The sequence below is a fragment of the Citrobacter europaeus genome (assembly GCF_037482245.1).
GTDB classification, from domain to species: domain Bacteria; phylum Pseudomonadota; class Gammaproteobacteria; order Enterobacterales; family Enterobacteriaceae; genus Citrobacter; species Citrobacter europaeus.
In genome coordinates, this window is sequence record NZ_CP148084.1 from 1,679,933 (window position 1) to 1,706,471 (window position 26,539).

27 protein-coding genes and 1 tRNA gene are annotated in these 26,539 nt (G+C 54.2%); 20 read left to right on the forward strand and 8 right to left on the reverse strand.

What is annotated here, in order from left to right:
* The first annotated feature begins 104 nt into the window (after nucleotides 1-104).
* On the forward strand, nucleotides 105-1,541 hold the full coding sequence (mgtE, locus tag WHR59_RS07660) for a magnesium transporter (RefSeq protein ID WP_043017008.1): 1,437 nt from the start codon (nucleotides 105-107) through the stop codon (nucleotides 1,539-1,541).
* Here the strand turns inward: mgtE and WHR59_RS07665 are convergent.
* Nucleotides 1,504-2,751, reverse strand: a complete 1,248-nt coding sequence (locus WHR59_RS07665) for a SulP family inorganic anion transporter (protein WP_043017955.1) — start codon at nucleotides 2,749-2,751, stop codon at nucleotides 1,504-1,506. The genes mgtE and WHR59_RS07665 overlap by 38 nt on opposite strands.
* A gap of 278 nt (nucleotides 2,752-3,029) precedes the next feature.
* Here WHR59_RS07665 and mqo point away from each other — a divergent pair, with 278 nt between their 5' ends.
* Nucleotides 3,030-4,691 carry a malate dehydrogenase (quinone) gene (gene mqo, locus WHR59_RS07670; protein WP_043017007.1) on the forward strand — a complete coding sequence of 554 codons (1,662 nt, stop codon included), beginning with the start codon at nucleotides 3,030-3,032 and terminating at the stop codon, nucleotides 4,689-4,691.
* Nucleotides 4,692-4,786: 95 nt separating this feature from the next.
* On the opposite strand, the gene eco is transcribed toward mqo, so the two are convergent.
* Nucleotides 4,787-5,284: a serine protease inhibitor ecotin gene (gene eco / locus WHR59_RS07675; protein ID WP_075146372.1), complete on the reverse strand. Its 498-nt coding sequence runs from the start codon at nucleotides 5,282-5,284 to the stop codon at nucleotides 4,787-4,789.
* Between the two features lie 413 nt (nucleotides 5,285-5,697).
* Between eco and napF the strand changes: the two genes are divergently transcribed.
* From napF to WHR59_RS07750, 15 genes are all read left to right on the forward strand, one after another.
* On the forward strand, nucleotides 5,698-6,189 hold the full coding sequence (gene napF, locus WHR59_RS07680) for a ferredoxin-type protein NapF (RefSeq protein WP_087051308.1): 492 nt from the start codon (nucleotides 5,698-5,700) through the stop codon (nucleotides 6,187-6,189).
* Entirely contained in the window at nucleotides 6,179-6,442 is a 264-nt protein-coding gene (gene napD, locus WHR59_RS07685) for a chaperone NapD (RefSeq protein ID WP_080626296.1), read from the forward strand. Before napF ends, napD begins: the two co-directional genes overlap by 11 nt.
* Nucleotides 6,439-8,925, forward strand: coding sequence for a nitrate reductase catalytic subunit NapA (gene napA, locus WHR59_RS07690; RefSeq protein WP_043017005.1), 2,487 nt, complete (start codon nucleotides 6,439-6,441; stop codon nucleotides 8,923-8,925). Before napD ends, napA begins: the two co-directional genes overlap by 4 nt.
* A 6-nt stretch (nucleotides 8,926-8,931) precedes the next feature.
* Nucleotides 8,932-9,627: a ferredoxin-type protein NapG gene (gene napG / locus WHR59_RS07695; protein ID WP_043017004.1), complete on the forward strand. Its 696-nt coding sequence runs from the start codon at nucleotides 8,932-8,934 to the stop codon at nucleotides 9,625-9,627.
* On the forward strand, nucleotides 9,614-10,477 hold the full coding sequence (napH, locus tag WHR59_RS07700) for a quinol dehydrogenase ferredoxin subunit NapH (protein WP_043017003.1): 864 nt from the start codon (nucleotides 9,614-9,616) through the stop codon (nucleotides 10,475-10,477). The genes napG and napH overlap by 14 nt, the downstream gene beginning before the upstream one ends.
* Nucleotides 10,474-10,923, forward strand: a complete 450-nt coding sequence (napB, locus tag WHR59_RS07705) for a nitrate reductase cytochrome c-type subunit (protein WP_016153772.1) — start codon at nucleotides 10,474-10,476, stop codon at nucleotides 10,921-10,923. Before napH ends, napB begins: the two co-directional genes overlap by 4 nt.
* 9 nt (nucleotides 10,924-10,932) lie before the next feature.
* Complete coding sequence (gene napC, locus WHR59_RS07710; protein WP_006683729.1) at nucleotides 10,933-11,535, forward strand: cytochrome c-type protein NapC; 603 nt, start codon at nucleotides 10,933-10,935, stop codon at nucleotides 11,533-11,535.
* Nucleotides 11,536-11,555: 20 nt separating this feature from the next.
* On the forward strand, nucleotides 11,556-12,176 hold the full coding sequence (ccmA, locus tag WHR59_RS07715; RefSeq protein ID WP_087051309.1) for a cytochrome c biogenesis heme-transporting ATPase CcmA: 621 nt from the start codon (nucleotides 11,556-11,558) through the stop codon (nucleotides 12,174-12,176).
* Nucleotides 12,173-12,832 (forward strand): heme exporter protein CcmB, encoded by a 660-nt coding sequence (ccmB, locus tag WHR59_RS07720; RefSeq protein WP_003027542.1) that lies wholly within the window; start codon nucleotides 12,173-12,175, stop codon nucleotides 12,830-12,832. The genes ccmA and ccmB overlap by 4 nt, the downstream gene beginning before the upstream one ends.
* Nucleotides 12,833-12,907: 75 nt before the next feature.
* Complete coding sequence (locus tag WHR59_RS07725; protein ID WP_043017001.1) at nucleotides 12,908-13,645, forward strand: heme ABC transporter permease; 738 nt, start codon at nucleotides 12,908-12,910, stop codon at nucleotides 13,643-13,645.
* The gene (gene ccmD, locus WHR59_RS07730; RefSeq protein ID WP_016157004.1) at nucleotides 13,642-13,854 is read left to right on the forward strand and encodes a heme exporter protein CcmD; all 213 of its coding nucleotides are present in this window, start codon (nucleotides 13,642-13,644) and stop codon (nucleotides 13,852-13,854) included. Before WHR59_RS07725 ends, ccmD begins: the two co-directional genes overlap by 4 nt.
* Nucleotides 13,851-14,330, forward strand: a complete 480-nt coding sequence (gene ccmE, locus WHR59_RS07735) for a cytochrome c maturation protein CcmE (protein WP_080626297.1) — start codon at nucleotides 13,851-13,853, stop codon at nucleotides 14,328-14,330. The genes ccmD and ccmE overlap by 4 nt, the downstream gene beginning before the upstream one ends.
* Nucleotides 14,327-16,282 (forward strand): heme lyase CcmF/NrfE family subunit, encoded by a 1,956-nt coding sequence (locus tag WHR59_RS07740; RefSeq protein WP_047409894.1) that lies wholly within the window; start codon nucleotides 14,327-14,329, stop codon nucleotides 16,280-16,282. Before ccmE ends, WHR59_RS07740 begins: the two co-directional genes overlap by 4 nt.
* Nucleotides 16,279-16,836 (forward strand): thiol:disulfide interchange protein DsbE, encoded by a 558-nt coding sequence (gene dsbE, locus WHR59_RS07745; RefSeq protein WP_080626298.1) that lies wholly within the window; start codon nucleotides 16,279-16,281, stop codon nucleotides 16,834-16,836. Before WHR59_RS07740 ends, dsbE begins: the two co-directional genes overlap by 4 nt.
* A complete protein-coding gene (locus WHR59_RS07750; protein WP_043016997.1) occupies nucleotides 16,833-17,882 on the forward strand; it encodes a cytochrome c-type biogenesis protein CcmH in 1,050 nt (349 codons plus the stop codon). The genes dsbE and WHR59_RS07750 overlap by 4 nt, the downstream gene beginning before the upstream one ends.
* Before the next feature lie 96 nt (nucleotides 17,883-17,978).
* On the opposite strand, the gene narP is transcribed toward WHR59_RS07750, so the two are convergent.
* The 4 genes from narP to WHR59_RS07770 form a co-directional block, all read right to left on the reverse strand.
* On the reverse strand, nucleotides 17,979-18,626 hold the full coding sequence (gene narP / locus WHR59_RS07755) for a nitrate/nitrite response regulator protein NarP (RefSeq protein ID WP_016153764.1): 648 nt from the start codon (nucleotides 18,624-18,626) through the stop codon (nucleotides 17,979-17,981).
* 207 nt (nucleotides 18,627-18,833) lie between these two features.
* Nucleotides 18,834-18,910, reverse strand: a tRNA-Pro gene (locus WHR59_RS07760).
* A gap of 74 nt (nucleotides 18,911-18,984) precedes the next feature.
* The gene (yejM, locus tag WHR59_RS07765; protein WP_043016996.1) at nucleotides 18,985-20,745 is read right to left on the reverse strand and encodes an LPS biosynthesis-modulating metalloenzyme YejM; all 1,761 of its coding nucleotides are present in this window, start codon (nucleotides 20,743-20,745) and stop codon (nucleotides 18,985-18,987) included.
* Nucleotides 20,746-20,776: 31 nt separating this feature from the next.
* Nucleotides 20,777-21,004, reverse strand: coding sequence for a YejL family protein (locus tag WHR59_RS07770; RefSeq protein WP_003027506.1), 228 nt, complete (start codon nucleotides 21,002-21,004; stop codon nucleotides 20,777-20,779).
* A gap of 134 nt (nucleotides 21,005-21,138) precedes the next feature.
* Between WHR59_RS07770 and yejK the strand changes: the two genes are divergently transcribed.
* A complete protein-coding gene (gene yejK / locus WHR59_RS07775) occupies nucleotides 21,139-22,146 on the forward strand; it encodes a nucleoid-associated protein YejK (RefSeq protein WP_043016995.1) in 1,008 nt (335 codons plus the stop codon).
* A 101-nt stretch (nucleotides 22,147-22,247) separates the two neighbouring features.
* Here the strand turns inward: yejK and rplY are convergent, their stop codons facing one another.
* Together rplY and WHR59_RS07785 are read right to left on the reverse strand one after the other, a co-directional pair.
* Entirely contained in the window at nucleotides 22,248-22,532 is a 285-nt protein-coding gene (gene rplY, locus WHR59_RS07780) for a 50S ribosomal protein L25 (RefSeq protein WP_003027502.1), read from the reverse strand.
* A gap of 124 nt (nucleotides 22,533-22,656) precedes the next feature.
* Nucleotides 22,657-24,417 (reverse strand): DEAD/DEAH box helicase, encoded by a 1,761-nt coding sequence (locus tag WHR59_RS07785; RefSeq protein ID WP_087051440.1) that lies wholly within the window; start codon nucleotides 24,415-24,417, stop codon nucleotides 22,657-22,659.
* Between the two features lie 151 nt (nucleotides 24,418-24,568).
* Between WHR59_RS07785 and rsuA the strand changes: the two genes are divergently transcribed.
* Together rsuA and WHR59_RS07795 are read left to right on the forward strand one after the other, a co-directional pair.
* Nucleotides 24,569-25,276, forward strand: coding sequence for a 16S rRNA pseudouridine(516) synthase RsuA (gene rsuA, locus WHR59_RS07790; RefSeq protein WP_087051311.1), 708 nt, complete (start codon nucleotides 24,569-24,571; stop codon nucleotides 25,274-25,276).
* 15 nt (nucleotides 25,277-25,291) lie between these two features.
* The gene (locus WHR59_RS07795) at nucleotides 25,292-26,482 is read left to right on the forward strand and encodes a Bcr/CflA family multidrug efflux MFS transporter (protein ID WP_087051312.1); all 1,191 of its coding nucleotides are present in this window, start codon (nucleotides 25,292-25,294) and stop codon (nucleotides 26,480-26,482) included.
* Nucleotides 26,483-26,539: the final 57 nt, after the last annotated feature.

Sequence of the window (26,539 nt, forward strand, 5' to 3'; positions counted from 1 at the left end):
CCCACATGCCGCTGGTTTTTTATCCACCCGGCGGCACTGTTTATTGTTATTTACATAAATCGGCATCATGATTAATGATATTTCATATCATGGATTTATGATTAATGTCCGTTACAAACAAAAACAGCGCCAGGCTGCGTGATGAAGAGCGTGCGCGTCTAATCTGGCTGCTGACCACAGATAAAGCCATTATTTCAACCCTGTTGGGCAAGCTTACCCTGGCTGAGCAATATGACGTCGGTACGTTAGCCGACGATATTGCTGAGGTAGGGGCGCTGGTAGCTCACCTGCCGCCGCCCGATTTGGCCGATACCCTGGAAGCCTTACCCTCTGAAGAGCGCCACGCCCTGTGGCGACTGGTCGAAAGTGAAAAGCGCGGTAACGTACTGCTTGAGGCGTCAGAGAACGTCTGGGACGATCTGATCGATGAGATGAGCGACCGCGAGCTGCTGGATGCGTTGCAATATCTTGATATCGACGAGCAGATTTATCTGGTCCAGCATCTCCCTCGTAACCTTACGGGACGACTGCTGGCAACGTTACCGGCCGAGGAGCGAGCGCGCGTCCGTCAGGTGCTGCACTACGAGAAGAACCGCGTCGGTGCGATCATGGAGTTCGAGGTCATCACCGTGCGTCCGGACGTGACGCTGGAAGTGGTGCAACGCTACCTGCGACGACTGGGGAAAATGCCGGAGAACACCGATAAACTCTTCGTGACCGATCGTAATAAAGTGCTGGTCGGTGAACTGACGCTAACCTGTATTCTGCTCAATGATGTGCAGCGAAAAGTCAGCGAGGTGATGGAAGATGACCCGCTCACCTTTTCTCCGGAAGATATCGCCGAAAACGCTGCGCGTACCTTCGAACGTGACAACCTTGTCAGTGCCGCGGTAGTTGACCCTTCAGGTAAACTGATGGGTCGCTTAACCATTGATGAGATCGTTGATGTGGTTTATGAAGAAACCGATACCGATCTGCGTCGAATGGGGGGCTTAAGCGCCGAAGAAGATGTGTTTGCTCCCGTTACCAAAGCGGTAAAAACCCGCTGGGCATGGTTGGCCGTTAACCTCTGTACTGCCTTTATCGCTTCGCGAGTGATCGACGGCTTTGAACATACTATTTCGCAATTGGTGGCGCTGGCCTCGCTGATGCCGATTGTGGCGGGGATCGGCGGCAACACCGGGAATCAAACCATCACCATGATCGTTCGCGCGCTGGCGCTACAAAATATTCAGCCGGGAAACCTGACGTTTTTGATCCTGCGCGAAATGGGCGTAGCGTTGATTAATGGCCTCGTGTGGGGCGGAATCATGGGCGGCATTACCTGGTGGCTGTACGATGACATGGCGCTCGGCGCCGTGATGACTTTGGCGATGATGCTCAATCTGCTGATGGCGGCGTTGATGGGCGTTATTATTCCGATGACGATGGTGAAGCTCGGGCGCGACCCGGCGGTCGGCTCGAGCGTCATGATTACGGCAATCACCGATACCGGCGGTTTCTTTATTTTTCTCGGTCTGGCGACGCTGTTTCTGATGTAGCCGCACGTTGGCGTCTGACGATACGCGGCAAAATGAGCATCGTCATTACCCCGGCAACCACGCCAATCGCCAGGTTGCCGGTCGACACCGTGGCCGCGACGGTCACCAGCATCACCAGGGTTTCAGTGACGGGGAGTTTCGTCAGCGTGGTGGGCTGGATGCTGTGCCAACTGAAGGTTTTCACCGCCACAATCACCATAATCCCCGCCAGCACCGACATGGGGATTTTCGCCATCACTTCGCTTAAGGCGGTGACCAGCAGTAACAATACCAGCCCTGCGGCAAACGTTGAGACGCGGCTGCGTCCTTTACCCATCTCAACGTTAACGATGGTTTGACCAATCATCGCGCACCCGGCAATACCGCCATAAAATCCGGCCAGAATATTGGCTATCCCCAGCCCGGCGCTCTCGCGATTCTTATTCGACGGCGTAACCGTCAGATCATCCACCAGACGGGCGGTTAACAATGACTCCATCAAACCAACAAAAGCGATGCTCAACGCGCAGGGCCAGATAATCGCCAGCGTGTGCAGGTTGAGTGGGACGAGTAGCTGCGTTAATCCCGGCAGGCCGCCGCTCATTGAACCTTCGTCACCGACGGTCGGTAACAGTTGCCCGCTGGTGACAGTGAACAGGGTCAGCAGCACGATGGCGATAAGCGGTGCGGGGATTGCTTTAATAAAACGCGGAACCCAAAGCACAATCAACAGCGTCAGGACAAACAGCCCCCAGATTAGCGGGCTTTTACTCCAGAAATGCGGGACTTGGGCAAAGAAAATTAAAATACCCAGCGCGTTCACAAAGCCGGTCATGACGGCCGTAGGGATGAATCGCATCAGACGCGCCATTCCTAATACGCCAAACAGGATCTGAATCATCCCGGCCAGCACCACCGCAGGCAGAATATATTGCACACCGAATTGATGCACCATCGGGCCTATTACCAACGCAACCGATCCTGCAGCGGCGGTTACCATTGCCGGACGTCCGCCTAAAAATGACATCGCCAGGCACAGTACGACCGAGGCTATCAGGCTGACTTTAGGATCGACGCCGGCGATAACGGAAAAAGAGATCACTTCCGGGATCAGCGCCAGGGCGGTTACCACACCGGCCAGCGTTTCGCGAACCAGCAGACGGGGTTGGCGCAGGACGGCACGGGTCGTGTGTTCCGCGACAGCGACAGAGGAAGGATGATTTGCAGACATAGTTACACTCAGGTCAAAAATGGCCTGATACAGCAGACCGACAGGCATCCGTGCGGTGAATAGCAAAGCGCAGCATAGTACCTGTCTGACGGACTGGTTTCCAGAAATGATTGTCAATAACCGTATAAACTATCAACGTATTAATAACATTTTTAAAAATTAAATATAATTTATAAACAATATTTAATTATTTTTACTTAAGTGTTACCGTTGATGCCGCTCGATTTTCACCTGCATTAAAAGCAAAAAAGCGATACTAAAAGTAAGGCATTAACATTATGAAAAAAGTGACTGCCATGCTCTTCACCATGGCTGTAGGGCTGAACGTTGTCTCAATGGCAGCAAAAGCGAAAGCGGCGCAAGAGCAGGAAACGGATGTACTGTTGATTGGCGGCGGCATCATGAGCGCCACGCTGGGAACCTATTTACAGGAGCTGGAGCCGCAATGGTCAATGACCATGGTAGAGCGACTGGATGGTGTAGCGCAGGAAAGCTCAAACGGCTGGAATAACGCCGGAACCGGCCACTCCGCACTGATGGAGCTGAACTACACGCCTAAAAAGGCCGACGGTAGCATCAGTATTGAAAAGGCAGTCGAAATCAACGAAGCCTTCCAGATTTCCCGCCAGTTCTGGGCCTATCAGGTCAATAATGGCGTGATGCATGAACCACACTCATTTATCACCACGGTCCCACACATGAGTTTTGTCTGGGGTGACGAGAACGTGAACTTCCTGCGCGCACGTTACGCCGCACTGCAGCAGAGCACGTTATTCCGCGGTATGCGTTATTCCGAAGATCATGCGCAGATTAAAGAGTGGGCGCCGCTGGTCATGGAAGGCCGCGATCCGCAGCAGAAAGTCGCGGCAACGCGTACCGAGATTGGTACTGACGTAAACTACGGCGAAATCACGCGCCAGCTGATTGCTTCGTTGCAGAAAAAGCCCAACTTTGCGCTGCAACTGAGTACCGAAGTGCGTGGCTTTAAGCGTAATGCCGATAATAGTTGGACGGTTACGGTCGCCGATCTGAAAAATAACGAAACGGAACACGATATCAAGGCGAAATTTGTCTTTATCGGTGCCGGTGGCGCTGCGCTGAAACTGTTGCAGGAAACCGACATTCCGGAAGCGAAAGGCTATGCCGGATTCCCGGTGGGCGGGCAGTTCCTGGTTGCGGACAATCCGGACGTGGTCAATCGCCACCTGGCGAAAGTGTACGGTCAGGCCTCCGTTGGCGCGCCCCCGATGTCCGTACCGCACATCGATACGCGTATCCTTGATGGCAAACGCGTCGTGCTGTTTGGGCCATTTGCAACATTCTCCACCAAATTCCTGAAAAACGGTTCATTGTGGGACCTGCTCAGCTCGACCACCACCTCGAACTTTATGCCGATGGTCAACGTGGGTCTGGATAACTTCGATCTGGTCAAATATCTGGTAAGCCAGGTGATGCTCAGCGATGACGACCGTTTCGCCGCGCTGCAAGAGTACTATCCGCAGGCGAAAAAAGAAGACTGGCGTTTATGGCAGGCGGGTCAGCGTGTGCAGATCATCAAAAGTGATGCGGAGAAGGGCGGTGTGCTGCGTCTGGGAACAGAAGTCGTTAGCGATAAAGAGGGCACGATTGCTGCGCTGCTGGGGGCTTCTCCGGGTGCGTCAACCGCGGCACCGATTATGCTGCATCTGATGGAAAAAGTGTTTAAAGATAAAGTGGCCAGCCCCGAGTGGCAGGCGAAACTGAAAACCATTATTCCGTCTTATGGTACCAGGCTGAACGGTAACGTTGCGGCTACGGAACAAGAACTGCAATACACCAGTGAAGTACTGGGGCTGAAATATGACAAGCCGCAGGTTGCTGATGAAGCGCCGAAACCACAGCTGAAACCTCAGGCACAGCCGCAGCCTGAGCAGAAAGCTGTCGCGGATATTGCACTGTAAATAAAATGCCGGATGGCGCTGTTGCGCTTATCCGGCATGGTTTATGCGTCTGTAGGCCGGATAAGGCGGTACGCCGCCATCCGGCACATTCACACTTAGCGCGCCACAGCGTCCTGAATCTTTTCTTCCGCTTTCCAGATACGGTATTTAACTTCCACGTTTTCCGGGGTGTAGACCACAATCGGCAACTTGCTGTTGTAACGCAGCATGCCGTCATCACCCAGATGCGCAGTAATGAATTTCTTCTCTTTCTTACCGTCCGGGCAGGCCATCATGGTTGAAACCGGAGAGGTAACTTTGTCAAAAACATAGTAATCATATCCCCAACCTTCCAGTGTTTTGCTATCCAGTTCACCGCCCAGACGGTGTTGATTACAGTCAACTTCCAGCGTTTGTCCGATCAGCAGTTCTACTTTCAGAGTAGATTCATCTTTCTCAGGGGTAAGCTGGATAACCTGGCGCTTCATACCCTTTTCCGCCTTGGGATAAGGGGCGACTTTTTCCAGCGGCTGAGCGGCGGTATCGTTACTGGCAGCCCATGCAGAGGTGCTGGCAAAGGCGGCGAAAAGTACGGCAGGGACAATTGTCTTCATCTTATTGTTCACAGTGTTTCCTTTCTTCTGTCTTATGAACGAGTCTGTAGCAGGTTAACATATTTGTATAATCTATTAATCTGGATTTACTTATATTTAAAGTGTATTGGGTATTGGTTTACTATCAAAGTAGCGATATATTCCAGGAATTATCCTAATATTGAGATCTTTATCTTTTTGAGTTAACCGTTATATAAACCGTTATATAACTCATTGAAATGTGAGCAAAAGCGCATTTTTTTCCGCCAACTCAACACTCCTTTGATCCGGCAACAGCATTTACCCCGATTGGGGTATGCACCTCTAACACATCCTGAAATATCTTACGGCTAAAAATAACTACTCATAAATAGTGCAGTTTTTTATGTCGTTCAACCCGCCGAGGGAGGGCGTCATTATGGAAGGACAATGTCATGGTTGATTTATCCCGTCGAGGCATGTTGACAGGTAGCTGGCGAAACGCCAGCGCGGGGATCCGTCCGCCGTGGAGCAAGGAAGACTCTAACTTTCTCGCCCATTGCCTCCGTTGTGACGCCTGCGTCCAGGCGTGTGAAACCGACATCCTGCAGCGAGGCCAGGGTGGTTACCCGAGCGTAAATTTCAAACACGGCGAGTGCAGCTTTTGCTATGCCTGCGCAGAAGCCTGTCCCGAATCACTTTTTCTTCCGCGCCACACCAGGGCATGGGATCTGAATTTTACGATTGGGGAAAACTGTCTCGCACATCAGTCCGTTGAATGTCATCGCTGTCAGGATAGCTGTGAACCCATGGCCATAACCTTTCGCCCCACGCTGTCCGGCATTTATCAGCCGCAGCTCGACAATCAGGCCTGTAACGGATGTGGCGCATGTGTCGCTATCTGCCCGGTATCAGCCATTAACGCGGAGTACAACCATGGACAATAACTGGCAGGTCTGCAGCCTGGTCGTTCAGGCCAAAAGTCAGCATATCAATGATATCGCCACCCAGTTGCGTTTGTTTCCGGGTTGCGAAGTTGCACTCAGCGATGTCGAAAGCGGTCAGTTGATCGTGGTGGTGGAAGCTGAGCACAGCGAAACGTTAATGAAAACTATTGAGTCAGTACGCAACGTTGCGGGCGTACTGGCGGTGTCGCTGGTTTATCACCAGCAGGATGAGCAAGGTGAGGAAACACCATGAAACTCAGTCGTCGTAGCTTTATGAAAGCTAACGCCGTTGCGGCCGCTGCGGCGGCTGCCGGGTTAAGCGTGCCGGGCGTAGCCCGCGCGGTAGTCGGTCAGCAAGAAGCCATCAAATGGGACAAAGCCCCGTGCCGTTTTTGCGGGACGGGCTGTGGCGTATTGGTCGGGACGCAGCAAGGGCGTGTTGTGGCATGCCAGGGCGATCCGGATGCGCCGGTTAACCGTGGGCTTAACTGCATCAAAGGTTACTTCCTGCCGAAAATCATGTACGGAAAAGACCGTTTAACGCAGCCGATGCTGCGCATGAAGGACGGTAAGTATCACAAAGAAGGCGAGTTTACCCCGATTAGCTGGGACCAGGCCTTTGACGTGATGGAAGAGAAATTCAAAACGTCGATGAAAGAGAAAGGCCCAGAGTCTATCGGTATGTTCGGCTCTGGCCAGTGGACGATTTGGGAAGGTTATGCCGCTGCCAAATTGTTTAAAGCGGGTTTCCGTTCCAATAACATCGATCCGAACGCGCGTCACTGCATGGCCTCAGCGGTAGTCGGCTTTATGCGTACCTTTGGTATGGATGAGCCGATGGGCTGTTACGACGATATCGAGCATGCAGACGCTTTTGTCCTGTGGGGCGCGAATATGGCGGAGATGCACCCGATCCTGTGGTCGCGCATCACCAACCGTCGTCTGTCCGATCCTAACGTGAACGTCGCGGTTCTCTCCACCTTCCAGCACCGCAGCTTTGAGCTGGCGGATAACGGTATGGTGTTCACGCCGCAAACCGATCTGGTGATCCTCAACTACATCGCTAACTACATCATTCAAAACAATGCGATAAACCAGGATTTCTTTAGCAAGCACGTTAACCTGCGTAAAGGCGTGACGGACATCGGCTACGGTCTGCGTCCAACCCATCCGCTGGAAAAAGCGGCGAAGAACCCGGGATCTGATGCCTCTGAACCGATGAGCTTTGAGGATTACAAAGCCTTCGTTGCTGAGTACACGCTGGATAAAACCGCCGAAATGACCGGCGTACCAAAAGATCAACTGGAACAGCTGGCGCAGCTGTATGCCGATCCGAAGAAAAAAGTCATCTCCTACTGGACGATGGGCTTCAACCAGCACACACGCGGCGTGTGGGCCAACAACCTGGTCTATAACCTGCACCTGTTGACCGGCAAAATTTCCCAGCCAGGCTGCGGCCCGTTCTCTTTGACCGGTCAGCCTTCCGCATGCGGTACCGCGCGTGAAGTCGGGACGTTCTCCCACCGTCTGCCTGCGGATATGGTGGTAACGAACGAAAAACACCGCGATATCTGCGAGAAGCACTGGAATATTCCGTCAGGGACCATTCCGGCAAAAATTGGTCTGCACGCCGTAGCACAGGACCGTGCGCTGAAAGATGGCAAGCTCAATGTCTACTGGGCGATGTGTACCAACAATATGCAGGCCGGTCCAAACATCAACGAAGAGCGTATGCCGGGCTGGCGCGATCCGCGCAACTTCATCATTGTCTCCGATCCGTACCCGACGGTCAGCGCCCTGTCAGCTGACCTGATCTTGCCGACCGCGATGTGGGTAGAGAAAGAAGGCGCCTACGGGAATGCGGAACGTCGTACACAGTTCTGGCGTCAGCAGATTAAAGCGCCGGGCGAATCGAAATCGGATCTGTGGCAACTGGTGCAGTTTTCCCGTCGCTTCAAAACCGAAGAAGTGTGGCCGGAAGAACTGCTGGCGCAGAAACCAGAGCTGCGCGGCAAAACGTTGTATGACGTGCTGTTTGCTACGCCTGCAGTGACGAAATTCCCGGTGGCTGAACTGGCTGAAGATCAACTTAACGATGAATCCCGCGAGCTGGGCTTCTATCTGCAGAAAGGGTTGTTCGAAGAGTACGCCTGGTTCGGTCGTGGCCACGGACACGATCTCGCACCGTTTGACGATTATCACAAAGCGCGCGGTTTACGCTGGCCGGTTGTTGAGGGCAAAGAGACCCAGTGGCGTTACAGCGAAGGTAACGATCCTTATGTGAAAGCGGGTGAAAGCTACAAGTTCTACGGTAAGCCGGACGGCAAAGCAGTTATCTTCGCGCTGCCATTTGAGCCTGCCGCAGAAGCCCCGGATAAAGAGTACGACCTGTGGCTGTCTACCGGACGTGTGCTGGAGCACTGGCATACCGGCAGCATGACGCGTCGCGTGCCTGAACTGCACCGTGCTTTCCCGGAAGCCGTGCTGTTTATCCATCCGCTGGATGCAAAAGCACGCGATCTGCGCCGTGGCGATAAAGTCAAAGTGGTTTCCCGTCGTGGCGAAGTTATCTCGATTGTTGAAACGCGCGGGCGTAACCGTCCGCCACAGGGGCTGGTGTACATGCCGTTCTTCGACGCCGCACAGCTGGTGAACAACCTGACGCTGGATGCGACGGATCCGCTCTCCAAAGAGACGGATTTCAAGAAGTGCGCCGTGAAACTGGCGAAGGTGTAACGCGTTATGTCCCGGTCAGCAAAACCCCAAAATGGCCGCCGCCGCTTTCTGCGCGACATGGTTCGTGCAGCGGGCGGGCTGGCCGTCGTTGGCGTGGCGCTGGGGTTGCAACAACAAACCGCTCGTGCAAGCGGCGTGCGGTTGCGTCCGCCAGGCGCACTGAGCGAGGAAGCATTCGCCAGCGCCTGCGTGCGCTGCGGTCAGTGCGTTCAGGCATGTCCATATGACACGCTGAAACTGGCGACGCTGGCCTCCGGGCTGGCAGCCGGTACGCCGTATTTTGTCGCCCGCGATATTCCCTGCGAAATGTGTGAGGACATTCCGTGCGCCAAAGTCTGCCCCAGCGGCGCGTTGGACAGGGAAATTGAATCCATTGACGACTCGCGTATGGGACTGGCGGTACTGCTGGATCACGAAAACTGCCTCAACTATCAAGGGTTGCGCTGCGATGTTTGCTATCGCGAGTGTCCGAAAATTGATGAGGCGATCACCCTGGAGCTGGACCGCAACATGCGTACCGGCAAGCATGCGCGGTTTATTCCAACCGTACACAGCGATGCCTGTACCGGCTGTGGGAAATGCGAAAAAGTCTGCGTACTGGAACAGCCAGCAATAAAAGTGCTGCCGCTGTCGCTGGCGAAAGGGGAGTTAGGACACCATTACCGCTTCGGTTGGCTGGAGGGGAACAATGGCAAATCGTAAACGTGATGCCGGGCGTGAGGCGCAGGCAAAAAAAGGATGGTGGAAGAGCCATCGCTGGCTGCTACTGCGTCGTCTGAGTCAGTTTCTGATACTGGCGATGTTCCTGAGCGGCCCGTGGCTTGGCGTGTGGATCCTGCATGGTAACTACAGCAGTAGTTTGTTGTTGGACGCCATTCCGTTCACCGATCCGCTGATTACCCTGCAAAGCCTGGCCAGCGGACACCTGCCGGCGACGGTGGCAATCACGGGGGCGGCCATCATCACGGTGCTGTATGCCCTGGCCGGTAAGCGACTGTTTTGCAGTTGGGTTTGTCCCATGAACCCGGTCACCGATTTAGCCAGCTGGTTGCGCAGAAGGTTTGACCTGAATCAGTCCGCAACCCTGCCGCGCCATATACGGTACGTCCTGCTGGTGGTTATCCTGGTCGGTTCTGCGCTGACCGGTACGCTGCTGTGGGAGTGGATAAATCCAGTCTCGCTGCTCGGACGTAGCCTGGTAATGGGATTTGGCAGCGGAGCGCTGCTGATCCTCGCGCTGTTTTTATTTGATCTACTGGTCGTTGAGCATGGCTGGTGCGGGCATCTTTGCCCACTGGGTGCGCTGTATAGCGTGGTGGGGAGTAAGGGTGCATTAACCGTTTCGGCAAAAGAACGTAACAGATGTAACCGCTGTATGGATTGTTTTCATGTTTGCCCGGAACCGCATGTGCTACGTGCGCCGGTGCTGGATGAGCAAAGTCCGGTGCAGGTAACCAGCCGCGATTGCATGGCCTGCGGTCGCTGCGTGGATGTCTGTTCTGAGGATGTTTTTACAATAACAACACGATGGAGTTCGGGAGCGAAATCATGAAAAGCCATGACCTGATTAAAGCGCTGAGTCAATGGACGGCTGCGCTGGCCCTGGTAGTCAGTGGGGCCGTTTGGGCTGCAAACGGAGTGGATCTGAGCCAGTCACCGGAAGTCTCAGGGACACAGGAAGGGGCGATTCGCATGCCGAAAGAGCAAGTGCGTATGCCGCTGAACTATGTGAATCAGCCGCCGATGGTTCCGCACAGCGTTGAAGGGTATCAGGTGACGACGAACACTAACCGCTGCCTGCAATGCCACGGTGTGGAAAGCTATCGCACCACCGGTGCGCCGCGCATTAGTCCGACGCACTTTATGGATAGCGACGGCAAGGTATTGGCTGAAGTCGCGCCGCGTCGTTATTTCTGCCTGCAATGTCACGTTCCGCAGGCTGACGCCGCGCCGATTGTTGAAAATACCTTCACCCCCTCGAAAGGTTACGGGAAATAAGAGGTCATTATGGAAAATTCTAACCGTAAACCAGGCTGGATTAAGCGCGTCTGGCAATGGTGGCGTCGCCCCAGCCGTCTGGCGCTCGGCACGCTGTTGTTAATCGGCTTTGTGGGCGGCATTATTTTCTGGGGCGGCTTTAATACCGGTATGGAAAAGGCCAATACAGAAGAGTTCTGCATTAGCTGTCACGAAATGCGCAATACGGTATACCAGGAATACATGGAAACCGTACACTACAACAACCGCAGTGGTGTGCGAGCAACTTGCCCTGATTGCCACGTCCCACATGAGTGGGCTCCGAAAATGATCCGTAAGATCAAGGCCAGTAAAGAGCTGTACGCGAAAGCACTGGGGTTAATAGATACACCGCAAAAATTTGAAGACCATCGTCTGACGATGGCGCAAAATGAGTGGCGGCGTATGAAAGATAATAATTCGCAAGAGTGTCGCAATTGTCACAACTTCGAGTTTATGGATTTAACCGCCCAGAAAGGCGTTGCGGCCAAAATGCACGACCAGGCCGTGAAAGACGGGCAAACCTGTATTGACTGTCATAAAGGGATAGCGCACAAACTGCCTGATATGCGCGAAGTCAAACCGGGCTTTTAACAGGATGTAGATAACCAGGTATGCTTGAAGCCAGAGAATTACTTTGCGAGCGGGATGACAGAATACTGTTCAGCGATTTGTCATTTCGCGTTAACGCAGGGGAATGGGTACAAATTACCGGCAGCAACGGCGCAGGAAAAACCACTCTGCTGCGGTTGCTTACCGGGCTGGCGCGTCCCGATGCAGGGGAGGTTTGCTGGCAAGAGCAACCGCTGCATCACGTACGGGACAGCTACCATCAGCAATTGCTGTGGATCGGACATCAGCCGGGGATAAAAACCCGGCTTTCGGCGTTGGAGAACCTGCGTTTCTTCCACCATGATGGCGACATCGCACAGTGCCTGGCAGCGCTGGCGCAGGCGGGACTTGCCGGATATGAAGATATCCCGGTGAACCAACTTTCCGCCGGGCAACAGCGGCGCGTGGCGCTGGCTCGTTTGTGGCTGACCCGCGCCCGGCTGTGGATCCTCGATGAACCTTTTACCGCCATTGATGTGAACGGCGTTGAGCGACTGACTCAGCGTATGGCGCAGCATACGGAGCAGGGCGGTATTGTTATTCTCACCACTCATCAACCGCTCAATGTCGAGACTAATAAAGTGCGACGTATTGCGCTGACCAGCGAGAGGGCAACGCAATGATGTGGCGAATTTTCCGTTTAGAACTGCGGGTTGCGTTTCGTCATAGTGCGGAAATCGCTAATCCTTTATGGTTCTTCCTGATTGTTATCACACTGTTCCCACTGAGCATTGGGCCGGAGCCGCAGCTACTGGCACGTATTGCGCCGGGCATCATCTGGGTTGCGGCGCTGCTGGCGTCGTTGCTGGCGCTGGAACGCCTGTTTCGTGATGATCTACAGGACGGCAGCCTTGAGCAACTGATGCTGCTGCCGCTGCCGCTACCGGCCGTGGTGCTGGCGAAAGTGATGGCGCACTGGGTCGTGACCGGCCTGCCGCTGTTAATCCTCTCGCCGCTGGTGGCGCTGCTGCTGGGCATGGATATGTACGGCTGGAAAATTATGGCGCTGACCTTGTTACTCGGAACACCGACGCTGGGCTTTCTCGGCGCGCCGGGTGTGGGGTTGACGGTGGGCTTAAAGCGCGGCGGCGTGCTGTTAAGCGTGTTGGTACTCCCGCTTACCATACCCTTACTGATTTTTGCGACCGCCGCGATGGATGCGGCTTCCATGCACCTACCGGTCGAAGGGTACATGGCGATTCTGGGCGCGTTGCTGGTAGGCAGCGCTACGTTAAGCCCGTTTGCCACAGCCGCGGCGTTACGGATAAGCGTGCAGTAGTGCAGTTAGATGTGCAGGCCGGGCAAGGCGCTCCGGCAAAACGGATATTAATTTATGGAGTCTGGTGACTGAACTATGTGGAAAACACTTCATCAATTGGCGATGCCTCCTCGGCTCTATCAGATCTGTGGCTGGTTTATCCCGTGGCTGGCAATTGCCAGCGCGGTGGTACTGATAACAGGATGGATCTGGGGCTTTGGCTTCGCGCCGGCGGATTATCAGCAGGGGCAAAGCTATCGCATTATTTATCTGCACGTTCCGGCGGCGATTTGGTCGATGGGTATTTACGCCTCGATGGCCGTTGCCGCGTTTATCGGCCTGGTCTGGCAGATGAAAATGGCTAATCTGGCGCTGGCTGCGATGGCGCCGATTGGTGCAGTGTTTACCTTTATTGCGCTGGTTACGGGGTCCGCATGGGGCAAACCGATGTGGGGAACCTGGTGGGTTTGGGATGCCCGACTCACCTCGGAACTGGTGCTGCTGTTTCTCTACGTTGGCGCCATTGCACTGTGGCATGCCTTTGACGACCGTCGTCTGGCAGGTCGCGCTGCCGGTATTCTGGTGCTGATTGGCGTGGTCAACTTACCGATCATTCATTACTCGGTCGAGTGGTGGAATACGCTGCATCAGGGGTCAACCCGTATGCAGCAGAGTATCGATCCGGCAATGCGCGCGCCGCTGCGTCTGGCGATCGTCGGCTACCTGTTACTGTTTGTCACGCTGGCGCTAATGCGCATGCGTAACCTGATTTTGATGATGGAAAAACGCCGCCCGTGGGTGAGCGAACTGATCTTAAAAAGAGGCCGCCAATGACCCCTGCATTTGCATCATGGAGTGATTTTTTCGCGATGGGCGGTTACGCCTTGTATGTCTGGCTGGCTGTAGCCATGAGCGTTATCCCACTGGTGGCGCTGGTGCTGCATTCTGCGTTACAGCATCGCGCAATCTTACGCGGTGTGGCGCAGCAGCGGGCGAGAGAAGCGCGCATGCGTGCGGCGCAAGTGCAACGGGAGGCGGCGTGAATATTCGACGTAAAAATCGGCTATGGATTGCCTGCGCGGTCCTGGCGGGTCTGGCTTTGACCATTACGCTGGTGCTCTACGCGCTGCGTTCCAATATCGATCTATTTTATACGCCGGGAGAGATACTCTACGGTAAGCGCGAGACGCAGCAGATGCCCGAAGTCGGTCAGCGCCTGCGCGTGGGGGGCATGGTCATGCCCGGTAGCGTGAAGCGCGATCCGCAGTCGTTGAAGGTGAATTTCAGCATCTACGACGCCGAAGGTGTGGTGGATGTAACTTATGAAGGCATTCTGCCGGATCTGTTCCGCGAAGGGCAGGGCGTCGTCGTTCAGGGCGAGCTGGACAATGGAAATCATGTGCAGGCCAAAGAAGTGCTCGCCAAACATGATGAAAATTACACTCCGCCGGAAGTCGAAAAGGCGATGCAGGAAAACCACCGTCGTCCGGAAAGCGTGTATAAGGATAAAACGTCATGATGCCTGAAATTGGCAATGCGCTGTTGTGCCTTGCGCTTGGCGTTGCATTACTGCTGTCGGTCTATCCGCTGTGGGGCGTAGCGCGCGGTGATGTGCGGATGATGGCCTCCGCGCGGCCCTTTGCCTGGATTCTGTTTATCTGCGTGATGGGGGCGTTCCTGATTCTGGTCAACGCTTTCGTGGTTAATGACTTTACCGTCACCTATGTAGCCAGTAACTCCAATACCCAGCTTCCGGTCTGGTATCGGGTGGCGGCGACGTGGGGCGCGCATGAAGGTTCACTGCTGCTATGGGTGCTGCTGATGAGCGGCTGGACGTTCGCCGTTGCGGCGTTCAGTCAGCGTATGCCGCTGGATATCGTCGCCCGCGTACTGGCGGTGATGGGGATGGTGAGCGTTGGCTTCCTGCTGTTTATTCTGTTTACCTCTAACCCGTTTGCCCGCACGTTACCTGACTTCCCTATTGAAGGGCGCGATCTGAACCCGCTATTGCAGGATCCGGGGCTGATTTTCCATCCGCCGTTGCTGTACATGGGGTATGTCGGCTTCTCTGTAGCCTTTGCGTTTGCGATTGCCGCGCTGATGAGCGGACGACTGGACAGTACCTTCGCCCGTTTTTCTCGTCCATGGACGCTGGCGGCTTGGGTGTTTCTGACGCTGGGCATTGTGCTCGGTTCGGCCTGGGCCTATTACGAGCTGGGCTGGGGCGGCTGGTGGTTCTGGGATCCGGTTGAGAACGCCTCATTTATGCCATGGCTGGTGGGGACGGCGCTGATGCACTCGTTGTCGGTAACTGAACAGCGTGCCAGTTTTAAAGCCTGGACGCTGCTGCTGTCAATCTGTGCGTTCTCGCTGTGCCTGTTAGGTACTTTCCTGGTGCGTTCCGGCGTGCTGGTGTCGGTGCATGCTTTCGCCTCCGATCCGTCGCGCGGAATGTTTATTCTGGCCTTTATGGTGCTGGTCATTGGCGGTTCCCTGCTGCTGTTTGCGGTGCGCGGTCACAAGGTTCGCTCACGGGTAAACAACGCGCTGTGGTCGCGTGAATCGCTACTACTGGGCAACAACGTCCTGCTGATTGCCGCCATGCTGGTCGTGCTATTGGGCACGCTGTTGCCACTGGTGCACAAACAGTTGGGGCTGGGCAGCATTTCGATTGGCGAACCGTTCTTCAATACTATGTTCACCTGGCTGATGGCGCCGTTCGCACTGCTGCTGGGGATTGGGCCATTAGTGCGCTGGGGCCGCGACCGACCGCGTAAATTGAAAACGTTACTGATTATCGCGTTTGTCACCACGCTTGTTCTGTCGCTGCTGCTGCCGTGGCTATTTGAAGATCGCATTGCCGCTATGACGGTGGTGGGGCTGGCGATGGCGTGCTGGATATTCGTGCTGGCGATGTCCGAAGCGTACCTGCGTGTTTCCCGCGGGACAAAACTGACGGCCAGCTACTGGGGCATGGTATCGGGTCACGTTGGGCTGGCGGTTACCATTGTCGGTATCGCCTTTAGCCAGAACTACAGTGTAGAACGCGATGTGCGCATGAAAGCAGGTGATAGCGTCAGTATCCATGACTATCAGTTTACTTTCCGCGAAGTGAAAGACATTACCGGACCAAACTACCGGGGTGGCGTTGCCATTATCGGCGTTACCCGTGATGGCAAACCGGAAGCCACGCTGCATGCGGAAAAACGCTTCTATAACAGCACCAGCTCGATGATGACCGAAGCAGCAATTGACGGCGGATTCACACGCGATCTGTACGCTGCGCTGGGGGAAGAACTGGATAACGGCGCATGGGCTGTGCGTCTGTACTACAAACCGTTTATTCGCTGGATTTGGGCCGGAGGATTGCTGATGGCGCTGGGCGGGTTGTTCTGCCTGTTTGATCCACGCTATCGCCAGCGCACACGTCCTCGCGCTGCGGTGCAAAAAAATGCGTCGGAGGCTGTATGAAGCGCAACGCACTGTTAATTCCGTTTATTATTTTTCTCATTATTGCAGCGGCATTGCTGTGGCAGTTAGCGCGTAACGCTCAGGGGGACGATCCCACGAATCTGGAATCGGCGCTGATCGGCAAACCTGTTCCGACATTCCGCCTGGAGTCGCTGGAAAATCCGGGTCAGCACTATCAGGCCGATGTGCTGACGCAGGGCAAGCCAGTATTGCTGAACGTCTGGGCGACGTGGTGCCCGACCTGTCGCGCCGAGCATCAGTATCTGAATCAGCTGTCTGCGCAAGGTGTGCGGGTAGTGGGCCTGAACTATAAAGACGATCGTCAGAAAGCTATTGTCTGGCTGAAAGAGCTGGGCAATCCATACGCATTAAGTCTGTTTGACGGCGACGGTATGCTCGGTTTGGATCTGGGCGTGTACGGCGCGCCGGAGACGTTTCTGATCGACGGCAAAGGCATTATTCGCTATCGCCATGCCGGTGATCTGAATGCCCGGGTGTGGGAGAGCGAGATCAAACCGTTGTGGGATAAGTACAGTAAGGAGGCTAAGCAATGAGATTTTTACTGGGCCTGCTGATGCTGGTTATCTCGGGATCTGCGCTTGCGACTATCGACGTGATGCAGTTTAAGGATGAAGCGCAGGAGCAGCAGTTCCGTCAGCTTACCGAACAATTGCGCTGTCCTAAATGCCAGAACAACAGTATTGCCGATTCTAACTCGATGATTGCCACTGACCTGCGCCAGAAAGTGTATGAACTGATGCAGGAAGGGAAAAGTCAGAAAGAAATTGTTGATTATATGGTGGCGCGCTACGGTAACTTCGTCACTTACGATCCACCCTTAACACCGCTTACCGTGCTGCTGTGGGTGATGCCGGTGGTAGCGATTGGTCTGGGTGGCTGGATTATTTTCGCCCGTACCCGCCGACGTGTCCGGGTGAAACAGGAAGCGTTTCCTGACGACGTTATTCCGGAAGGCAAGCGCGGTGGATTTGGGCTGTTTGTGCCTGGTATCGTGGTAGCGCTGGTGGTTGGCGCAGTGAGCTATTATGAAATCGGCAGCTATAAGCAGGTTCAGGTCTGGCAGCAGGCCACCGCTCAGGCTCCGGCCCTGCTGGAACGCGCGTTGGATCCGAAAGCTGACCCGCTCAATGAAGAGGATATGACACGTCTGGCGCTGGGACTGCGCACGCGTTTACAAGCCGATCCCGCAAATGTTGAAGGCTGGATCATGCTTGGGCGTATTGGCATGGTACTCGGTAACGCCAGTACAGCCACTGAAGCCTATGCCAATGCCTATCGACTGGATCCTAAAAATAGCGATGCGGCGCTGGGCTACGCGGAAGCGCTGACCCGTTCATCCGATCCTGATGATAACCGTCGGGGAGGGGAGCTGTTACGTCAACTGGTGCGTGGCGAGCATGCTAACGTGCGGGTTCTCAGCATGTACGCGTTTAACGCTTTTGAACAGCAGCGCTTCGGCGAGGCGGTTGCGGCGTGGGAGATGATGCTGAAATTATTACCCGCCAACGATACCCGTCGGGCGGTAATAGAACGCAGTATTAAGCAGGCGATGGAGCAGCTAACGCCGCAGGAGAAGTAAGAGTCCAGATTGCCCGAAGGCGTGTTGCTTTCGGGCCTGTGCGGGCTTTGTAGGCCGGATAAGACGCTGCTGCGTCGCCATCCGGCATCTCATTGATTACTGCATGCCGCGCGTTTGCAAAAACAGGATGGTGGCAGCAACGCGAGAGCGCACGTTCAGTTTGCGCAGCAGGTTGCGAATATGCACCTTCACCGTCTGTTCGGAAATATTCAGCACCGATGCAATCTGTTTATTCGACAGCCCCTGAGCCAGCTCATGCAACACATCCAGTTCACGTTCGGTGAGAATGCTGAACGGATCTTCTTGAGCGCCGAACAGGTCGCGTTCGCGCAGATATTCACTGACGCGTGTGCTAAAAGCTTTACCGCCTTTGGCTCCGCTGCGAATGGCCTCCAGCAGGACTTCAGGATCGCTGTCTTTAAGCAAATAACCATCCGCGCCGGCATCAATTAGGGCGTACACATCGCTGGCGGCATCCGAAACGGTAAGAATAATAATTTGCGCAGTGACGCCATCCCGGCGCAGCGCATTCAGGGTATCCAGTCCGCTCATCCCTTTCATATTGAGATCTAACAGGATCACATCAAGGTCCAGGCGGTTTGCCAGATCGATAGCGCTGGCACCATCACCCGCTTCCGCGACTACGTTAAATGCGGGATCCAGTTGCAATAATTGACTAATTCCTCGCCGCATTAGTGGGTGGTCGTCAACAATCAGCACCCGAAAAGGCGTTGCTTCAGGCATACTATTCTCCTGAGTTTTTATTAGTATCATTATTGTTTTCAGCGCATCAATCGTCCAGATTCATCACGCTGATGAGAGGATAAATTTTACCCCAATTTGTGCATGGGTAAGTAGTAAAACCTGTGCTGAAGGTAGTGGTAATACTCAGGAAGACGGAATCGCAGACATAAAAAAACCAACCACAAGGGTTGGTTTTTCCGGGATTTTTGGTCGGCACGAGAGGATTTGAACCTCCGACCCCCGACACCCCATGACGGTGCGCTACCAGGCTGCGCTACGTGCCGACGCTATGGCTGCTAATACTACTGCTTTCCGCTGCGAATGCAAGAGGATGCTTCGCTAACTGATTTATAATTAATCAGTTAGCGATAAATCGTTTCTCGTCCGTCAGAACCTGTAGCAGCAGGCTTAGCTGTGGTTTCTGATCTTTTATTTTCTCGCCGCGTAAATCATAGGTTTGATAATTACCGTTGTTATTCAGCACCAGCGTCATTTCTGGCGTGGTAACGGCCATCGTGCTGCCGTCGGCGGCGGTAACCCAGTAATGACGGCGGGTTGCATTGAACAGATCCTGCCCCTGCGAGTACTCGTTAGCTGGCGTGCTGACGTGCAACAGGCGCTGCATAAGCGTTGTCATCAGGTCTGTATGATCGGTCAGGCTATTGATGCGCTGGGCAGGCGTTCCCGGCCAGTGAATAACCAGAGGCACCTGCAGATGACCGCGTGACCAGGCAAAATTGTTCTCTTCCTGCGTCAGCGGCACACCGCGTCCTGCGGTAATAATCACCACCGTGTTGTTCAGTTTGCCGGAGTCGCGCAGGGCGCTAAGCACGCGGTTGATGTTGGCATCCACATCCTGAGCGGCGTTGGCATAGCGTCTGGCAAAGTTCTTCTGGTTGCTGTCATCAAGGTTCGTGCCGTTAAAGGAGACCCACGAGAACCAGCGATTATCTTCCTGCGCGTAGCGTCCCAGCCAGTTAATCCACTGGCTTGCGGTTTGTTCATCAGATTGTGTTTGCACGCTCGGCATGGAGAAATCTGACAGCAGCGCCTGGCGATAAAGCGGGCTGGTAAAGCCATCCGAGGAGAACAGCCCTAACTGATAACCCTGCTGATTCAGTGCAGAAATCAGCGCCGCAGGCGTTCGGGTCGACAAAATGCCGTCCATGTAGCTTGGTGAGACACCGTAGAACAGGCCGAAGATCCCGTTATCCGTGGTGTTGCCGGAACTCATGTGACGCGTAAAGGAGATATTTTGCCCGGCGAATTCAGCCAGCGCAGGCATCTGCTTTTCAAAGCGTGAGTAGTTCAGGCCGTCGACGGTGATCAGCAGGACGTTCTGACCAGTGCCCATATCACGATAGCGCAGTTCGCTAAGCGGGTATTGCACGGAAACCGCTTCCGGATTGCCCTGTTCGATCAGGCGACGCTGATACTCTTGCGCGTCCAGCAGGCCATGTTTTTCCAGGAACTTACGTGCCGTCATCGGGTAGGAGAGCGGCAGGTTCGCGCGCTGCATAGTAATCGGGCGATAGAAATTGGCATCTGCCCAGATATACACCACGTGCGAGGCGATAAAGGAAACGAAGAAGAATGCGGCTAACGGTTTAGCAAAATGTCGACGACGCGTCAGGCTGCGCAGCTTTTGCCAGCTCCAGGTCGCAAACAGCATTTCAATTAACAGGATAACCGGCACGCTGATAAACATCAGCTGCCAGTCACGCGCCGCTTCGTTCTGGTCAGGGTTGATGACCAGTTCCCAGACAATCGGATTGAGGTGCAGGTGGAAGCGGGTGAAAACTTCGCTGTCGATGAGCAACAGCGTCATGCCTGCCGTCGCCAGAATAGCTGATAAGAATCGCATCAGCCTCTGGGACATGACGATAAACGTCAGGGGAAACAGGATCAGCAGATAGGTGGCGAACACCAGAAAGCTAAAATGCCCGACAACGCTCAGGTAGGAATATACACGACCTGCAAGGGTTGTCGGCCAGTCGGCGACAAACAGGTAACGGCTACCGAGCACCATGGCCAACAGAATGTTGAACAAGGCAAACCAGTGCCCCCAGCTAACCATCTGGGAGACTTTCTCACGGTAGCGCTGACGATGAGTTACCATAAACTGTTGTTCGTTTCCCCGGAGCAGGCTCTTAATGCGCTTGGTCGTCGTTTACCGAAGACTGCAATGCGCGGGCAAAAGAGTTGGCAATCGCCTGGCGCTGGGCCGGTGCGATGCTTGTATTGATAAGGTTAGTCACCATATTTCCCAGTACCATCAGGGAAAGGTCGGTCGGCGCCTTATGTTTTTCCAGTACGTTGAGCATCTCATTCAGCAGTTGTTCAACGTGTTCGTCACTATAGCGGGAAATTTGTGGCATAAATCGAAATCAGTCTGTTCATGAAAGGGCAACATATTACCGTACGGACAGTTTTTTTTCTGCTTTTTTATCTTCTATTGCGTCACTGCCCGGCAGGTGGTTGAATACCGCCCGGTCTAAAAGGAGAGTTTATCATGAGTCTGGATATCAACCAGATTGCCCTGCACCAGCTTATCAAACGCGACGAGCAGAACCTTGAGCTGGTCTTGCGCGATTCATTACTGGAACCGACAGCGACCGTTGTCGATATGATGGCTGAGCTGCATCGGGTATATAGCGCCAAGAATAAAGCTTATGGCCTGTTTAGCGAAGAGAGTGAACTGGCGCAAACGCTGCGTTTACAGCGTCAGGGCGAAGAGGATTTTTTGGCCTTTAGTCGTGCAGCGACAGGGCGTTTGCGGGACGAACTGGCGAAATATCCTTTTGCCGACGGCGGTATTGTTCTGTTCTGCCATTACCGCTATCTGGCGGTAGAGTATCTGTTGGTCGCCGTGCTGAACAATTTAAGCAGTATGCGCGTCAATGAAAATCTGGATATCAACCCAACGCACTATCTGGATATCAATCATGCGGATATCGTGGCGCGTATTGATTTAACCGAGTGGGAAACCAACCCGGAGTCCACGCGCTATCTGACGTTTCTGAAAGGGCGGGTAGGGCGCAAAGTCGCCGATTTCTTTATGGACTTCCTCGGTGCCAGCGAAGGTCTTAATGCCAAAGCGCAAAACCGTGGGCTGCTGCAGGCGGTCGATGACTTTACCAATGAGGCGCAACTCGACAAAGCCGAACGCCAGAACGTGCGTCAGCAGGTGTACAGCTACTGTAACGAGCAGTTGCAGGCTGGTGAAGAGATTGAGCTGGAATCACTGTCCAAAGAGCTTTCCGGCGTCAGTGAAATTAGCTTCAGCGAATTTACCGCTGATAAAGGCTACGAGCTGGAAGAGAGCTTCCCGGCGGATCGCAGCACGTTGCGTCAGTTAACCAAATTTGCCGGCAGCGGCGGTGGGTTAACCATTAACTTCGACGCCATGTTACTTGGCGAGCGTATTTTCTGGGATCCGGCGACGGACACCTTGACCATCAAAGGTACGCCGCCGAACCTGCGCGATCAGCTCCAGCGTCGCACGTCGGGCGGGAAATAAACCGTGAATGTCGGATGGCAGCGTAAAGCCCTATCCGGCCCACGGATAAACCCCATAAAAAAACCCCGCCGGGGCGGGGTTTTTCTTCAACTTCCAGGCGATTACGCGCGAACGAAGTCGATGTGAGACAGCTTCGGCTTGAACGGGTGACGCTGTACAGCCTGAGCTTTAACTTTAACTTCTTTACCGTCAACAACGATGGTCAGAACTTCGCTGTAGAATTCAGCTTTAGCTTGCATGTTCATAACTGCATCGTGATCCAGTTCGATAGCAATCGGGGCTTCTGCGCCACCGTAGATGATTGCCGGGAACTTGTTAGCGGCACGCAGGCGGCGGCTCGCACCCTTACCCTGCTCTTTACGTACTTCAGCGTTGATAGTAAACATTTAAATCTCTCTTTAATAATTCCTGCTACAGGCGACCCAGCAACAGGTAAGTGATCTGCTTTGCGTATGCAAAAGCGGGCGAGATTCTATACTCAAACGGCTGGTACATCAATCAAAAGTACGATTAACCGCGTAATTCATGTGCCCGGCGAAAGCGACCTTCATAATCGAAGACCTTTTCACGCACCTGCCAGTACTGACCTTTCATACGCGCCACCACGAAATCAGGATGACGTAACAGCGCCTGCTGGGCGAGGATATCGGCGGCGGTTATCCAGCGTAAGGGAATGCCAGGCGTTCGGGTGTGCGGGCGAATAAACAGTTGTTCGAAGGCCGTTCGCTGCGCGGGAGTGTGCAGGCGAAAGCGTTCGCTGACGTCGGCGCCATCCTCATCGTAATAGGTGATTTTCAGCCATTCGCCTTTTTCATCCAGGCCATTTTGTAACACCATACCGCTACAGCGCAGAACCAGCGCATCTTTGAGTCTGAGCGCGGCTTTCAGCATGTCATCCGGGTCGACCAGCACCGTGTCGCACTCCCGACAACGGCGGGCGGCGATATCATTTTCCGCATTGCACTGTGGGCAGTTTTTAAAACGGAAACGAAAATCACACTGTTCGCGATGGCCGTCATCATCTTCAAACCATCCCTGGCAGCGGCGGCCAAAATGTTCAATCAGCGTGCCGTCAGCCGTTGTTTTGCCCCAGAAGGTGTTGGCAAACCCGCAGGCAGGACAGAATACCTGTACCGGAACGTTGTCGCTTTTTCCTTTCGGCGCTCCCACTTCCGGCGCGTACAGATCGTGTGGGTTGCCGGCGTAATCGAGGATCAGACAGTCGGTTTTACCCGGAGCAAGGCGCAGCCCACGACCGACAATTTGTTGGTAAAGGCTAACTGACTCTGTTGGGCGCAGAATAGCGATAAGGTCGACGTGCGGGGCATCGAAGCCGGTGGTCAGGACCGACACATTCACCAGATAGCGAAAGCGCTGAGCTTTGAACTCTTCAATCAGCACGTCGCGCTCAGCGCCTGGCGTATCTCCGGTGATTAGCGCGGCGTCGTCAGCGGGCAGCAGGCCCAGAATTTCTTTGGCGTGCTCAACGGTGGCGGCGAAAATCATCACCCCTTTGCGCGTCTGGGCAAACTCGACAATCTGGCTGATGATATGCGGCGTTATTCGCTGCTGTTTTTTCAATTCCTGATTCAGGTCCGCTTCGCTAAACAGGCCGTTACTCTGCGCCTGCAGGCGGCTGAAGTCATATTGTACTACCGGCATGTCGAGGCGTTCTGGCGGCGTCAGGTAGCCGTGTTTAATCATGTAACGCAGCGGTAATTCATAAATGCAGTCGCGAAACAGCGCTTTTTCATCGCCGCGCACCATACCGTGATAATGAAAATGATAAATCCAGCCTTTACCCAAACGAAAAGGCGTGGCGGTAAGCCCGAGCAGGCGTAAGTGGGGATTTACTTTAGTCAGGTGAGTGAGGATTTGCTGATACTGACTCTCTTCATCATCGCCAATGCGATGGCATTCATCGACGATAAGCAGCGAGAACTCTCCCTGAAAGGCGTCCAGATTACGCGCCACCGACTGTACGCTGCCAAACACCACTTTTCCGTGGCTCTCTTTACGCTTCAGCCCGGCAGCAAAAATATCGGCCTCCAGCCCTAACGCGCAATATTTGGCGTGGTTTTGCGCGACCAGTTCTTTGACGTGTGCCAGTACCAGCACGCGACCACGTGCCACGCGGGCCAGTTCCGCTATCACCAGGCTTTTGCCTGCGCCAGTTGGCAGGACGATAACCGCCGGCGTGCGGTGGTGGCGAAAATGGTTGAGCGTGGCGTCCACGGCTTCTTTTTGGTACGGGCGAAGAGTAAAAATCATGGGCTCATTAAGGTAAACAGCAACAATGTATAGTATGCCATGAATCATTTCCCTTGAGGGATGGTGTAACGCCGCTATACTGGGCGGATAATAGTCCAACTTGTCGGGCGCAAACCCGCTTCTCGTATTTTTACAGGCAAAAATCACACTCATGCGACTTGATAAATTTATCGCTCAGCAACTCGGCGTCAGCCGCGCTATTGCCGGGCGTGAGATCCGTGCTAACCGCGTTACCGTAGACGGTGAAATCGTCAGAAATAGCGCTTTTAAGCTGCTGCCAGAACACGACGTAGAATATGACGGTAATTCCCTGGCTCAGCAAAATGGCCCGCGCTATTTTATGCTGAATAAGCCTCAGGGTTATGTTTGCTCAACGGATGACCCCGATCACCCGACGGTCCTCTATTTCCTTGATGAACCGGTTGCCTACAAACTGCATGCGGCAGGGCGTCTGGATATCGACACTACCGGACTGGTGCTGATGACCGATGACGGACAGTGGTCGCATCGCATCACGTCGCCACGTCACCATTGTGAGAAAACCTATCTGGTGACGCTGGAGTCGCCAGTGGCAGACGATACCGCCGAACAGTTTGCCCGTGGCGTACAGTTGCATAACGAAAAAGACCTGACCAAACCGGCCGTGCTGGAAGTCATTACGCCAACTCAGGTGCGATTGACCATCAGTGAAGGGCGCTATCATCAGGTTAAACGTATGTTTGCCGCCGTGGGTAACCACGTTGTGGAACTGCACCGTGAACGGATTGGTGACATCAGGCTTGATGATGATCTGGAGCCGGGTCAATACCGTCCGTTGACTGAAGAAGAAATCGCCAGCGTTAACTTAACCCCGCGTTAATTTCAGGAGCTAAATGTGACCACCCGGCAGAACTCGTCAATTGCCATTGTCTTTATCCTTGGCTTATTAGCCATGCTGATGCCGTTGTCGATTGATATGTATCTTCCGGCGCTGCCTGTTATCTCTGAACAGTTTGGTGTGCCTGCAGGTAGCGCGCAGATGACCCTCAGCACCTATATTCTTGGGTTCGCGGTGGGGCAGTTGCTGTATGGTCCAATGGCTGACAGCATTGGGCGCAAGCCGGTTATTCTGGGCGGGACGCTGGTATTTGCGGCGGCGGCAGTTGCCTGTGCGCTGGCGCAAACTATCGATCAACTGATCGTCATGCGTTTCTTCCATGGTCTGGCGGCTGCGGCGGCGAGCGTGGTTATCAACGCCCTGATGCGCGATATCTATCCGAAGGAAGAGTTTTCACGCATGATGTCATTTGTCATGCTGGTCACGACAATTGCGCCGCTGTTAGCGCCCATCGTAGGCGGTTGGGTGCTGGTATGGCTGAGCTGGCACTACATCTTTTGGATCCTCGCCGTGGCGGCTATTCTGGCATCGGTGATGATCTTTACGCTGATTAAAGAGACCTTACCGGTAGAGCGTCGTCAGCCGTTTCGCCTGCGTACTACTCTTGGCAATTTTGCCTCGCTGTTTCGCCATAAACGCGTACTGAGCTATATGCTGGCCAGTGGGTTCAGCTTTGCCGGGATGTTCTCGTTCCTGAGCGCGGGACCTTTTGTCTATATTGAGATCAACCACGTTTCGCCGCAGCATTTCGGTTATTACTTCGCGCTGAATATTGTTTTCCTGTTCGTGATGACCATCATCAACAGCCGCTTTGTTCGTCGGGTTGGCGCATTGAATATGTTCCGTACCGGCCTGTGGATCCAGTTCGTGATGGCGGGCTGGATGGTCTTTAGCGCACTGTTCGGGGTTGGTTTCTGGGCGCTGGTGCTGGGTGTTGCGGTGTTCGTTGGCTGTGTGTCGATGGTGTCATCCAACGCCATGGCGGTTATTCTGGATGAATTTCCGCATATGGCGGGAACGGCGTCATCGTTGGCTGGGACATTCCGCTTCGGCATTGGCGCTATCGTTGGGGCGCTGTTATCTCTGGCAACCTTTAACTCGGCCTGGCCAATGATATGGTCGATAGCGTTTTGCGCTACCAGTTCAATTCTCTTCTATCTCTACGCCAGTCGCGCCAAAAAACGGTGATCTATTACACAACCTGGGGGTCATAAGGCCTCCAGAGTTGATGTACATCAACCGCAA

Bases quoted from the DNA above. Each gene is read 5' to 3' on its own strand.
- napF (WP_087051308.1), top strand. From the start codon at position 5,698: ATGGTTGATTTATCCCGTCGAGGCATGTTGACAGGTAGCTGGCGAAAC.
- rplY (WP_003027502.1), bottom strand. From the start codon at position 22,532: ATGTTTACTATCAACGCTGAAGTACGTAAAGAGCAGGGTAAGGGTGCG.
- narP (WP_016153764.1), bottom strand. From the start codon at position 18,626: ATGCCTGAAGCAACGCCTTTTCGGGTGCTGATTGTTGACGACCACCCA.
- rsuA (WP_087051311.1), top strand. From the start codon at position 24,569: ATGCGACTTGATAAATTTATCGCTCAGCAACTCGGCGTCAGCCGCGCT.
- napC (WP_006683729.1), top strand. From the start codon at position 10,933: ATGGAAAATTCTAACCGTAAACCAGGCTGGATTAAGCGCGTCTGGCAA.
- yejK (WP_043016995.1), top strand. From the start codon at position 21,139: ATGAGTCTGGATATCAACCAGATTGCCCTGCACCAGCTTATCAAACGC.
- napG (WP_043017004.1), top strand. From the start codon at position 8,932: ATGTCCCGGTCAGCAAAACCCCAAAATGGCCGCCGCCGCTTTCTGCGC.
- WHR59_RS07740 (WP_047409894.1), top strand. From the start codon at position 14,327: ATGATGCCTGAAATTGGCAATGCGCTGTTGTGCCTTGCGCTTGGCGTT.
- dsbE (WP_080626298.1), top strand. From the start codon at position 16,279: ATGAAGCGCAACGCACTGTTAATTCCGTTTATTATTTTTCTCATTATT.
- WHR59_RS07725 (WP_043017001.1), top strand. From the start codon at position 12,908: ATGTGGAAAACACTTCATCAATTGGCGATGCCTCCTCGGCTCTATCAG.
- ccmD (WP_016157004.1), top strand. From the start codon at position 13,642: ATGACCCCTGCATTTGCATCATGGAGTGATTTTTTCGCGATGGGCGGT.
- ccmA (WP_087051309.1), top strand. From the start codon at position 11,556: ATGCTTGAAGCCAGAGAATTACTTTGCGAGCGGGATGACAGAATACTG.
- napA (WP_043017005.1), top strand. From the start codon at position 6,439: ATGAAACTCAGTCGTCGTAGCTTTATGAAAGCTAACGCCGTTGCGGCC.
- WHR59_RS07750 (WP_043016997.1), top strand. From the start codon at position 16,833: ATGAGATTTTTACTGGGCCTGCTGATGCTGGTTATCTCGGGATCTGCG.
- napB (WP_016153772.1), top strand. From the start codon at position 10,474: ATGAAAAGCCATGACCTGATTAAAGCGCTGAGTCAATGGACGGCTGCG.
- mgtE (WP_043017008.1), top strand. From the start codon at position 105: ATGTCCGTTACAAACAAAAACAGCGCCAGGCTGCGTGATGAAGAGCGT.
- eco (WP_075146372.1), bottom strand. From the start codon at position 5,284: ATGAAGACAATTGTCCCTGCCGTACTTTTCGCCGCCTTTGCCAGCACC.
- WHR59_RS07665 (WP_043017955.1), bottom strand. From the start codon at position 2,751: ATGTCTGCAAATCATCCTTCCTCTGTCGCTGTCGCGGAACACACGACC.
- mqo (WP_043017007.1), top strand. From the start codon at position 3,030: ATGAAAAAAGTGACTGCCATGCTCTTCACCATGGCTGTAGGGCTGAAC.
- ccmB (WP_003027542.1), top strand. From the start codon at position 12,173: ATGATGTGGCGAATTTTCCGTTTAGAACTGCGGGTTGCGTTTCGTCAT.
- napH (WP_043017003.1), top strand. From the start codon at position 9,614: ATGGCAAATCGTAAACGTGATGCCGGGCGTGAGGCGCAGGCAAAAAAA.
- WHR59_RS07770 (WP_003027506.1), bottom strand. From the start codon at position 21,004: ATGCCACAAATTTCCCGCTATAGTGACGAACACGTTGAACAACTGCTG.
- napD (WP_080626296.1), top strand. From the start codon at position 6,179: ATGGACAATAACTGGCAGGTCTGCAGCCTGGTCGTTCAGGCCAAAAGT.
- yejM (WP_043016996.1), bottom strand. From the start codon at position 20,745: ATGGTAACTCATCGTCAGCGCTACCGTGAGAAAGTCTCCCAGATGGTT.
- WHR59_RS07785 (WP_087051440.1), bottom strand. From the start codon at position 24,417: ATGATTTTTACTCTTCGCCCGTACCAAAAAGAAGCCGTGGACGCCACG.